This is a genomic window from Deltaproteobacteria bacterium (assembly GCA_003194485.1).
In the GTDB taxonomy this organism is placed as follows: Bacteria; Desulfobacterota; Dissulfuribacteria; order Dissulfuribacterales; family UBA3076; genus UBA3076.
The window spans coordinates 16,736-28,220 of the sequence record PQXD01000004.1 but is presented as its reverse complement, the minus strand read 5'-3'; the positions used below and the strand labels follow the sequence as shown (position 1 = coordinate 28,220).

The 11,485-nt window shown below is 51.3% G+C and carries 9 protein-coding genes and 2 tRNA genes; 6 read left to right on the top strand and 5 right to left on the bottom strand.

The annotated features are described in order from the left end of the window. Positions 1 to 202: 202 nt before the first annotated feature. The 6 genes from C4B57_03215 (at position 203) to C4B57_03190 (ending at position 5,110) form a co-directional block, all read left to right on the top strand. Positions 203 to 2,005 carry an elongation factor 4 gene (locus C4B57_03215; protein ID PXF55390.1) on the top strand — a complete coding sequence of 601 codons (1,803 nt, stop codon included), beginning with the start codon at positions 203 to 205 and terminating at the stop codon, positions 2,003 to 2,005. Between the two features lie 52 nt (positions 2,006 to 2,057). Next, positions 2,058 to 2,705, top strand: coding sequence for a signal peptidase I (lepB, locus tag C4B57_03210; protein ID PXF55389.1), 648 nt, complete (start codon positions 2,058 to 2,060; stop codon positions 2,703 to 2,705). Positions 2,706 to 2,772: 67 nt separating this feature from the next. Continuing rightward, a tRNA-Val gene (locus tag C4B57_03205) sits at positions 2,773 to 2,847 on the top strand. Positions 2,848 to 2,997: 150 nt separating this feature from the next. After that, positions 2,998 to 3,074 (top strand) — tRNA-Asp (locus C4B57_03200). 42 nt (positions 3,075 to 3,116) lie between these two features. Beyond that, on the top strand, positions 3,117 to 3,932 hold the full coding sequence (locus tag C4B57_03195; protein ID PXF55272.1) for a hypothetical protein: 816 nt from the start codon (positions 3,117 to 3,119) through the stop codon (positions 3,930 to 3,932). 35 nt (positions 3,933 to 3,967) lie between these two features. Next, positions 3,968 to 5,110 carry a hypothetical protein gene (locus C4B57_03190; protein PXF55271.1) on the top strand — a complete coding sequence of 381 codons (1,143 nt, stop codon included), beginning with the start codon at positions 3,968 to 3,970 and terminating at the stop codon, positions 5,108 to 5,110. Between the two features lie 418 nt (positions 5,111 to 5,528). Here C4B57_03190 and C4B57_03185 read toward each other — a convergent pair whose 3' ends face one another. The 5 genes from C4B57_03185 to C4B57_03165 form a co-directional block, all read right to left on the bottom strand. Beyond that, positions 5,529 to 7,403, bottom strand: coding sequence for a tRNA uridine-5-carboxymethylaminomethyl(34) synthesis enzyme MnmG (locus C4B57_03185; protein PXF55388.1), 1,875 nt, complete (start codon positions 7,401 to 7,403; stop codon positions 5,529 to 5,531). A gap of 55 nt (positions 7,404 to 7,458) precedes the next feature. After that, the gene (locus C4B57_03180; protein ID PXF55270.1) at positions 7,459 to 7,647 is read right to left on the bottom strand and encodes a hypothetical protein; all 189 of its coding nucleotides are present in this window, start codon (positions 7,645 to 7,647) and stop codon (positions 7,459 to 7,461) included. Between the two features lie 215 nt (positions 7,648 to 7,862). After that, positions 7,863 to 9,425 (bottom strand): hypothetical protein, encoded by a 1,563-nt coding sequence (locus C4B57_03175; GenBank protein ID PXF55269.1) that lies wholly within the window; start codon positions 9,423 to 9,425, stop codon positions 7,863 to 7,865. Positions 9,426 to 9,628: 203 nt separating this feature from the next. Further along, positions 9,629 to 9,988, bottom strand: a complete 360-nt coding sequence (locus C4B57_03170) for a four helix bundle protein (GenBank protein PXF55268.1) — start codon at positions 9,986 to 9,988, stop codon at positions 9,629 to 9,631. A gap of 143 nt (positions 9,989 to 10,131) precedes the next feature. After that, positions 10,132 to 11,340 carry an argininosuccinate synthase gene (locus C4B57_03165; GenBank protein ID PXF55267.1) on the bottom strand — a complete coding sequence of 403 codons (1,209 nt, stop codon included), beginning with the start codon at positions 11,338 to 11,340 and terminating at the stop codon, positions 10,132 to 10,134. Positions 11,341 to 11,485: the final 145 nt, after the last annotated feature.

The following is an 11,485-nucleotide window of genomic DNA, read 5'->3' as shown; positions in this document are numbered from 1 at the left end:
AAACCCCGGCTCCTGAGCGCAGCGAAGGAGAACGGGGAGGGGGCAAGACTCCCCCATGTCAAAAGCCTTAAGAAAACAAGGGGCTGAAGTGTTAAGTGAAAAGAAATATCCCCTGTCAGTGAACGGTTACGTGGGACCACGGGTTCACCGAATATTTACGTTATTTAGTAAAATCGCTTTTTACAGTATAATCAGTGAAAAAATGTCTATGACCGATCCGAAAAAAATTCGTAACTTTTCGATAATCGCCCACATCGATCACGGTAAATCCACGCTTGCCGACCGTATTCTGGAATTCACCGGCACCGTATCCTCCAGAGAGATGAAGCAGCAGTTTCTTGACCAGATGGAATTGGAAAGAGAGAGAGGGATCACGATCAAGGCCCGGGCGGTAAGACTTATGTATCTGTCTGAAGACAAAGAAACCTATGTGCTTAACCTGATAGATACGCCCGGCCATGTGGATTTTTCTTATGAAGTCTCAAGGAGTCTTGCGGCCTGCGAAGGAGCGCTTCTTGTCGTTGATGCCTCACAGGGTGTGGAGGCCCAGACCCTGGCCAATGTCTATCTGGCTCTGGAAAATGACCTTGAGATCATACCGGTGCTGAACAAAATTGATTTACCCAGTGCAGACCCTGTAAAGGTGGCCAGGGAAATAGAGAATATCATAGGACTCGATACCTCAGGAGCCATACTGGCGAGTGCAAAAAAGGGCCTTGGCACAAAAGAGATCCTGGAAGCAGTAGTGCATCGGATTCCCGCCCCTTCCGGAGACCCCGGCCGGCCGCTCAAGGCCCTTATTTTTGATTCATGGTTCGATTCATATCAAGGAACGGTTGTGCTGATCAGGGTCGTAGAAGGCTTGCTGAGACCTGGAATGCGGATACGCATGATGTCTGCGGATCAGGCCTATGAAGTGGACAGAACGGGCATTTTTTCCCCCGGTCCCATAGATACGGATCATCTGACCGCCGGGGAAGTGGGATTTCTCACTGCCGGTATAAAGTCGGTGCGCGATACGCGGATAGGAGATACCATTACAGAAGAAACACGTCCTGCCGCAGACCGCCTGCCCGGCTTTAAACCTGTAAAGCCCGTGGTATTTTGCGGTCTTTATCCAATAGACTCGGGCCAGTACGATCAGTTGAAAGAGGCTGTGGGAAGGCTATGGCTGAATGACCCGGCCTTTTCTTACGAGCCTGAAAGCTCTGCAGCCATGGGATTCGGGTTCAGATGCGGCTTCCTGGGGCTTCTCCACATGGAAATCGTGAAAGAGCGTCTTGAGCGGGAGTACAGGCTGTCCCTCATAAGTACGGCCCCGTCAGTATCTTATGAAATCGAACTTATCGGCGGGGAAGTCGTCCATGTGCAAAATCCTGCCCAAATGCCGCCGGCAGATAAAATAATGCGGATAGCAGAGCCTTATGTCCGGATGGAGATTTACGTCCCCAAGGAATATATCGGCCCTGTTATGCAGTTGTGCGATAAAAAAAGGGGGCAGCAGACAGATATGCGCTACCTCACGGAGAACAAGGCACTGCTGAAATACGAACTCCCGTTCAATGAAATTGTTCTGGATTTTTATGATCAATTAAAGTCGATAACCAGAGGTTATGGGTCCATTGATTATGACGTCCTTGAACACAGACCGGCCGAACTGGTCAAGCTGGACATCCTTATCAATAAACAGCCGGTGGATGCCCTTTCGGTTATAGTGCACAAGGACAAGGCCTATTTTAGAGGCCGTGAACTTGTGAGCCGCCTGCGCAAGGTAATACCCAGACAGATGTTTGAAGTCGTGATCCAGGCAGCTGTCGGAAGCAATGTTATTGCCAAGAAACGTGTTGCCCCATTCAGAAAGGACGTTATAGCAAGATGCTATGGTGGCGACATTACTCGTAAGCGCAAGTTGCTGGAAAAGCAAAAAAAGGGCAAAAAGAAAATGAAGCGGATTGGCCATGTGGAGATACCTCAAGAGGCCTTTCTGAGCGTGTTGAAAGCATAAAAAGAGGCTTGCGGCCGCGGATTTATCGAGCTATTATTCGCACCCTATGAATATGTCTACCTTTTCAGCAAAAAAACAGTCTGATAAACGCTCCTGGCAATCAGTGGTATGGGAATACCTGCAGGCAATTCTCATTGCCCTGGTCCTGGCCCTCTTTATCAGGACCTTTGTTGTCCAGGCATTTAAGATTCCCTCTGGTTCCATGAAAGATACTCTCCTCATAGGTGATCACATACTGGTAAACAAATTCATTTATGGCGTCAGAAGTCCTTTTACCAGGGAACTCTGGATCCCGGACAAGAAACCTGAGCGCGGAGACGTGGTAGTCTTTATTTATCCATTGGACAGAAAAAAAGATTTTATAAAACGTGTAATCGGCCTGCCGGGAGACACGATCCAGATAATAAACAAGAATGTATATGTAAACGGGAAACTGTTTCCCGACCCTCCAGGGGTGCTGCACACAGACCCCAGGATATTGCCGGGTTCGGTTCAGCCGAGGGATAACATGGGGCCCGTGACTGTACCGAAGGACAAAATTTTTGTAATGGGCGACAACAGGGACCAGAGCTACGACAGCAGATTTTGGGGATTTGTGCCCATTGAAGATGTGAAGGGCGAGGCATTCGCTATTTATTGGAGCTGGAACCAGGATAATTCCTGGCCGAGGCTCGAGCGTATAGGTGATCTTGTTAACTAGCGGCTAATCAAAAGCCGCCGGCTTGACACCTGTTAAATCAAATGTTACAGAATATCAGTATCTTTGCGGGCGGGTAGCTCAGTGGGAGAGCATCGGCCTTACAAGCCGGGGGTCACAGGTTCAAATCCTGTTCCGCCTACCACGCCTTGAGACAAGGTAGCCGTTTACGGCTTGAAACTTGAAATTGGAAATTAGAGAGTGGAACAGTACAAAAGCATGAAGGCCAAATTTCCAATTTCTATTTTCTAATTTCAACGTTCCGTGAACGCTTACGAGACAAGACATCATATATGGGGTCGTAGTTCAGCTGGTTAGAACGCTGGCCTGTCACGCCAGAGGTCGCGAGTTCGAGTCTCGTCGGCCCCGCCAAGACCGGTTATTTAATTCCTCAATCATTACTATACTATTGCTATGGACTCAGACATTATAGGTTTTGCCCTTAAAAAAGGAATATCTCTCCTGCTGGTCCCTTCCGGCATGATATTTGTGTGCCTCTTTTTTGGTTTTTTCATTTGGCCGCTGAGGAAGCGACGCAATTTGGCCCGGACACTATTCATTTTTGGTCTTCTAATTTATGGCCTGGCCGGGAGCTCACCCGTTGCCAATTTCCTGGTTTGGGGACTTGAGCGTTCAGTCCGATCCGACAATTCAACCGTATCTTTAAGCGATAATATAACCACAATAGTTATGCTGTGCGGAGGCGCCTTCCCTGATGAGGGCAGGCCGATTGCAGACCGTCTTACACCAAGTACAAGGCTCAGACTGATCAAGACCCGCGAACTATGTCTTAAAAATTCAACTATCAAGCGGCTGGTAATTGTCGGTGGCTGTACCAGACCTACCGGCTGTCCGCTTTCCGAGGCGCGGATGTCCTACTCCTGGCTGGATGAATTAGGTCTGCCGGAAAATATAGAGATATCACTGGAGGAAAACTCCAGGGACACTGAAGAGAGCATAAAGGCGGTAAAGGAAATCATGGGGCAAAGGCCCTTCTATCTTGTTACATCTGCCGCACATGTTAAAAGGGTGCTCCTTATTGCAAAATATGCAGACCTCAAGGTTCACCCCGTCCCATGCGATTTCCAGTGGTACCAGAACCGGTGGACTCCATGGGATATCTGGCCCAATCCAGACAATCTCAAAAAAGCCGACTTTGCATGCCATGAATACCTTGGGATTACATGGTTCCGGCTTAAGCATTATTTCAATAAGGTTCTCAATATTTAGCTCTTCCGGCCTTTTGCCGAAAACGGTAAGGGGCTATGATGTCAGTAACCTGTTTCTTTTCCTTAACCGTTCTTCTCTTTCTCTGGCTGATCACGTGTATGGCCCTGGTAGTGATCCTGCGGAAGCGCAGGGCTTCAGGTGCCGAACCGTCATCCTTCCATTCGGATTTGCTTGTTCGGCTTGCCTCGGCGAAATATCAGGAGGCGATGGAGGCCTCAAAACGGCTCCGGGAAGTGGCTGATGCCCTTCATATAGGTCTGGTGGAACTCAAAAATAACCGTATACATGAGATAAACCAAAGTGCTCTTGAGCTGTTGCCAGAGGATATGAGAAGCGATCAATCCTTAGCCGGACTACTCGCATCATTGCGAGATTACGGCCCCAGAGTCCTTGAATCAGATCAGACGACTGTTCAATTAAGCAGGCTGCCGACTTCCGGCTCTCAGGATCTGGTCCTGGTACAGGACGTTACAGAGAGCTTTCTTATGGCACGAAAGCTCAAACAACGTGAAAGGCTGGCCCTTCTGGGCCAGATGACCGCTCAGATGGCCCACCAGATAAAGACCCCCCTTGCCGTATTGGCCGGACAGGCACAAATGCTTGCAAGACGCCTGGACGCGGATACCGTATTAAAGGATCGGGCAGAGGCCATTTATCAAGAGGCCAGAGATCTCGCCAGGCAGATAAATGAAATATCGAATTTCTATAAGAAAAGAGAGCCGTGTTTCAAGGACATAGAGCTATGCCAGCTTCTCTTTTGTGTGAAAAAAAGGCTTGATTCACTGGATCATTCATGTGAAATCAATATCGAGTGCCCGGATAAAATCACCCTTGAGACAGATCCGGGCCTGTTGCAAAATCTGCTGTTCCTGCTCGGACAGAATGCCCTTTCACCGGAAACTGCCGCCACGCTCCTATCCATAAGCGCCGTAAGGGACGGCGAGGAGGTGATTATAAGGATAAAGGATAACGGCGCAGGGGTGCCCAAGGCCGTGCGTGACAGTCTTTTTGAGCCGTTTGCGGGCACAAAGGGAGAAGGACTGGGCCTGGGCCTGTTTCTTGCCAAAGACATGGTCAGCCAGATGAGCGGAGGCATTGAACTGGAAGAAGTCGAACAGGGGGCCTCTTTCAGGCTGAACTTTCCGGTACGCCATGCTGAAAAAGTAAATATCCGGTGAACCCGTGGTCCACGTAACCGTTCACAGGAAGGGGATATTTCTTTTCACTTCACACTTCAGCCCCTTGTTTTCTTAAGGCCTTTGACATGGGGTATGTCCTGCCCCCTCTGCATTCGCCTTACGCTGCGCTTAAGGCGATGCAGTTTCCCCCACAGCAAAAGCCGAGAAAACTACGGGGGCTTCCGTTAAACCGTTCAAAGAAATATCCCCTTCCTGTGAACGGTTGCCATCCGCGCCCTGCCGCAGGAGCGGTTTACCTTTTGCAGGGTTTCGATCGCGGGCCGGATTGCACTGCCTCTCCGGTCTGCGATGAGTGAGCTTTGAAACCCGGAAAAAGGTAACCGCTCCAAGGCAGGATATAACGGGTTTACCGGATATTTACGTGAAAAAAAGTGTATCTTGGGAAAGTATGCGGAGATCAGACCAGCCCCTTCTTCTTCAGGTAGATTTGAATTGCTGTGATTGCAGCCGGTGTGACCCCTGAGATACGCGAGGCCCTCCCGAGAGAGTCGGGTTTCTGTGTGCTCAGTTTCTCCCTTATCTCATTCGACAGCCCGGAGACGTCTCCATAGTCCAGGTCATACGGAAGCCGGACAGACTCCCATTTTCGGAATTTGGCCACCTCGGCCTCCTGACGTGCGACATAGCCTGAATACTTAGTCTCGATTTCCACCTGGCATGCCACTTCAGGGGACAGGCCTTTCAGTTCGGTGAATCTTTCGGCTAGGGCTTCAAGACTGATCTCAGGGCGACGCAGGAGGTCTTCGATACTGACCTCCCGCCTGACAGGTTTTGAGTCAAGGGATTGAAGCCAGTTATTCAAATCCGTCCCGGGGCTGAGTCTTATTCTCCTGATCGTTTCAATACTATGCGAAATTGCCTGCTGCTTCTTTTCAAAAAGGTTCCAGGCCTCATCACCCACAAGGCCGATACGCCTGCCAAGAGGCCTGAGCCTCAGATCGGCGTTATCCTCCCTCAGGAGCAGACGGTACTCCGCCCTTGAAGTGAACATCCTGTAAGGTTCTTTTGTACCCCTGGTTACAAGGTCATCGATCAGTACGCCGATATAGGCCTGAGACCGGTCAATGATCACCGGATCTTCTTCCAGCACCTGCCGGGCAGCGTTTATGCCCGCCATGAGGCCCTGGGCCGCAGCCTCTTCATACCCGGATGTCCCATTGATCTGTCCTGCGAAAAAAAGACCCTTGACCAGGTGGGTCTCCAGGGAAGGCTTGAGCTGCACAGGATCTGCGTAGTCATACTCTATGGCATATCCGGGCCGAAGTATCTCTGCATTCTCAAGCCCCTCTATGCTCCTGACCATTGCCAGTTGCACATCAATCGGCAGGCTCGTGGGAATGCCGTTGGGGTAAATCTCAACCGTATCCAGTCCCTCAGGCTCCAGGAAGATTTGATGTCTCGGCTTATCAGGGAAACGGAAGACCTTGTCCTCGATCGAAGGGCAGTATCTGGCGCCCACTCCCTTGATAATTCCGGTAAAGAGCGGAGACCTGTCCAGCCCTCTCCGGATGATCTTGTGTGTCTTTTTGTTGGTATACGTCAGATAACAGGGTACCTGGGGCAGGGGAATTTTCTCCGTAGTAAATGAAAAGGGCCTTGGTTGCGCGTCTCCCTTCTGGACCTCGAGCCCCTCAAAATTGATCGACCGTGCGTGCAGGCGGGGGGTGGTGCCTGTCTTAAGCCTTCCGATGCGGAAACCCAGCTCCCTCAGGGATCTCGAGAGCCTGTTGGAGGGAGGATCGCCCATGCGTCCGGCAGGGAAACTGTTAAGCCCTATATGTATGAGCCCTTTGAGAAATGTCCCAGTGGTGACCACCACGGTGCTTCCGTGAATCTCCTGTCCGAGTGTGGTCTCAACCCCGCATACCCGTCCTTCCCTGGTCAGTATCCTTCCCGCCATGGCCTGATATATATCCAGGTTTTCCTGATCCTCCAGGACCTGCTTCATGGAGAGACGATAGCGCAGCATGTCTGACTGTACCCTGGAAGACCTTACCGCAGGCCCTTTCGAGGTATTAAGCTGCCTGAACTGAATCCCGGTGGCATCAGTATTTTTCGCCATTTCGCCTCCAAGGGCGTCTATCTCCCGGACTAAATGCCCTTTGGCCAGGCCTCCGACGGCAGGATTGCAGCTCATGGCAGCTATGCAATCAAGGTTTATTGTGAGGAGGCAGCAGGAGACGCCGAGCCTTGCGGCAGCCAGTGCGGCCTCGCATCCGGCATGTCCGGCACCTATCACTATCACTCCGTACTGTTTTGGAAATACAGACATATCCCCTGAATGATCCGTAAATATTCTTATGGACCCGTGGTCCACTGGTAACTGATCACAGGGTACTTCTTCTTCCAACATGCTCTCGCCCCTTGTTTTCTGAGGCCTTTGCAGCATGGGACCCTCCCCGTTCTCCTTCGCTGCGCTCCGGAGCCGGGGTTTCCCTTGCGGCAAAGGCCAAGAAAACTACAGGGCTAACGCAAATCGTTTCCAGAAGAAGCACCCTGTGATCAGTTACGTCCATTGTGCTTTGAAGTTGCCGTGCCTTGAAGCGGTTTGCCCTTTTTCGGAGTTTCGATCGCGGACCAAATTGCACTGCCACCCCGGTCTGCAATGAGTGAGCTTTGAAACCCGAAAAAGGGCAAACCGCTTCAAGGCAGGATATAACGGGTTCATAAGAATATTTACGAATGATCCGGTCTGTTTCTGTGCTACACGACATATGCCTTGAATACGCTATTATATCCGGGCCTGCTGCTTCATCATCTCATCCACGGAAGGGAACCTGGCAAGATCCGTATGTGGAAGAAAGAGGGCTCCGGTCAGCTGGTTCATAAAATCTCCGCGCACATTCATCTCGAGATAAGTTATCCTGTCGCAGATTTTCTCTGCCTCTTTTCTGGTCTTTCTCCATACGAGGGCCTCAATCGCCCCGGTACCTGCGGCATTTCCCAGGCCCTCAAAGCGCTCAAGGGGCACATCGGGCAGCATCCCGATTATTACGGCCTTTTTGGGATCAATGTAATTGCCAAAGGCACCTGCAACATAAAATTTCCCGATATCCTCAAAACCGATACCAACGCTCTGGATTACCACGTTCAGTATAGTGTACATGGCCCCTTTTGAACGAATCAGGTTTTTTATGTCGCTCTGGCTGACATAGACCGGCTTTCCATGGCCGGTCTCATGAGGACCTGCCACAATATACGCCCACTCCCCGTTCACTTGTTGCATCCTGCCCCTGTCCCGGTCCGCCACGAGCTTTCCGGTCGGATCCACCAGCCCCGCAACAAACATGGCTGCCAGGAGATCTATTATTCCCGAACCGCACAATCCCTCCGGGGCCTTGCCGTCTATGGTGTGAAACGTAACATCCAAGTTGTTCCGGTCTATTTCCACCCGGTCTATGGCCCCTGGCCGTGCACTCATGCCGCAGGAGAGGATCCCCTCTTCGAGCGCCGGGCCGGCCGCCCCTGCACAGGCCACAAGCCAGTCCCTGTTTCCCAGCACGACCTCTGCATTGGTGCCGACATCCACGAGCATGGAGATCTCCTCCCTGAGGTGCATGCCCGAGGCCAGGATGCCTGCCAGAAGGTCGCCGCCGAAGTAACTCCCTATGTTTGGAAAACAATAGAGCCAGGCCCGGGGATGGACATTTATTCCTATTTCCCCGGGCCGGATCAGATCAAACCGGTTGACCACCGGAATGTATGGTTCCCGGCAGATATTGCCCGGATCAAGACCTAAAAATAAATGGCACATAGTGGTGTTGCCGGCCATTGCAATAAAGCTTATATCCTCAGGGCGCATGCCCTGTCCTGCCGTAATCTCGCGTACAGAGGAGTTGAAAAGGCCGATGACCTCGGACTGCAGTGTCTCCAGGCCGTTGTCCTGTCCTGCAAAGAGGATCCTTTCCAGGATATCCTCACCGTGGACCCTTTGGGGGTTGGATTTTGACAGAGTCGAAATGACTTCGCCGGAACCGAGATCCACGAGGTAAAAGACCACGGTGGTGCTTCCAAGATCCACAGCCAGTCCGTAAGGCCGCAGGGACCCGCCTGCAGCGCTTACCCGGGCGGTCTCCCAGCCGCAGGGACCGTCCAGCACCAATGCCTGCACCTTGTAGCCGGATGAAGGGAGAACGCCGGGCAGGACCCTGCAGATTTCCAGGGGCAACAGGGGCGGCTGCCCCAGTTCAGACTCCAGGGCCGCTCTTACACGTGACTCGTGACTGCGGTTGTCGCTGAGAGACGGACCGGGGAGATCCAGGGCAATAGCGCGGGCTACGGGATCAAAACGCATAAGCGCTAAGCTGTTTTATAAACGTTCACAGATTGCATTTATGCCATACGGGGCTGTTTTGTACAAGATGAACATCGAACATCGAACATCGAACGTTCAACATCGAATGAAAAAAACAAACACCCAATACCGAATGAACATCGAACATCGAACATCGAACGTTCAACATCGAATGAAAAAGATGAACGTCCAACCTTGAATGACTATTTCTGTTTCTTTTCAGCCGTTTTGATGCTTGTAACGAAAATCTTAATTAATTCCTCTGTTTCCTGTAAAATATCATCTAATAGTTCAGGTTTTTTAATTAGTGGTACATGCTGAATAAGTTTTAACCATCGCTGGGCCTCCCTGAGCTCCTTTAATGAGATACGAAGCTTATGGATAAAGTCCTTTGGGGACTCTGCTGCCTGAGCTTCACCATGGTTTGGATAAGGTGAAGTTCCCGATCTTAACAATTGGCCTGCAACATGGTTGCCTGTTCTGGTATTTGGTAGCTGTTCAACGATCTTTATGATTCGTACCGAATACTCAAGCAGCCTTTCTTCCAGATCATAAGTCTTCATCTTTCCCCATTCGATGTTCGATGTTGGACGTTCGATGTTCGATGTTCATCTTTTTAAACACTTCATCTTTCCCCATTCAACGTTCGATATTCGATATTCGATGTTGGACGTTCGATGTTCGATGTTCGATGTTCATCTTTTTTTCAGTGTCCTTCAAGCATGGACCTGATCTTGAGGCGCAGGCCCTGAAGCCGGATGAACCCCCCGGCATCTGCCTGGCTGTAAACATCGTCCTCCTCGAAGGTGGCAAACTCCGGCCGGTACAGGGATTTTTCCGCCTTTCTTCCCACGACCCGGCAGTTTCCTTTATAGATTTTGAGCCGGACCCTTCCGTTCACATTAATCTGGGACTCGTCTATGAGCTTCTGAATCAGCTCCCTTTCCGGGGAAAACCAGAAACCGTAATAAATAAGCTCTGAATAACGGGAAACCAGGCTGTCCCGCAGGTGCATAACCTCCCTGTCCAGAGTCACTGACTCAAGGGCCATGTGGGCTGTCCGGAGAATGGAACCGCCCGGCGTCTCATAGACACCCCTTGATTTCATCCCCACAAAACGGTTCTCCACCAGATCAACCCGCCCGACCCCGTTGGCCGCACCTATCGAGTTCAGCCTTGACAGGAATTCCGCTGCGGAAAGACGCTCGCCGTCAAGGGCAACAGGATCTCCATGCTCAAAATCGATTTCCACATAAGACGGATCATCAGGGGCATTTTCAGGGCTTTTTGTCCACACAAACATGTCTTCATCCGGTTCTGACCACGGATCTTCCAGAATCCCGCCCTCATAGCTTATGTGCAGAAGGTTTGCATCCATACTGTAAGGCTTTTCCTTTGTGACCGGAACCGGTATGCCGTGGGCCCTGGCGAAATCCACGAGCTTCTGCCTGGAGCTTAAGTCCCAGATGCGCCAGGGGGCTATGATCTCGAGGTCGGGGGCAAGGGCCATGAAGGAGAGCTCGAAACGGACCTGGTCGTTTCCCTTGCCGGTGGCCCCGTGGCTCACTGCGCCGGCCCCGGTCTCCCTGGCGATACGTACCTGTTCCCTGGCGATGAGGGGCCTTGCGATGGACGTGCCCAGCAGATAGGCGCCTTCATAAACGGCGTTCGCCCTGAACACGGGAAACACGAAGTCCCGGACAAACTCCTCTTTGAGGTCCCTTATCAGCACATCCGAGGCCCCTGTATCCAGGGCCTTCCGCCGCAGGGCCTCCCAGTCCTCTTCCTGGCCTATATCCGCGCAGTAGGCCACTACAGGACATTGATACATCTCCTGAAGCCACTTGAGTATGACTGATGTATCCAGCCCTCCTGAATAGGCAAGGACTATTTTGTCTATTTTTTGTTTCTGCATAATCGTAACTGTTCAGGTTATTAGGTTCAGGGTTCAGGGTTCAGGGTTCAGGGTTAGAGAGCGGCAAAATATGAAGTGATCAAGATAACCAACCGTGAACATGAACCTTTGAACGTCTGCCATCACCAATGGGCAGGGAAACCGT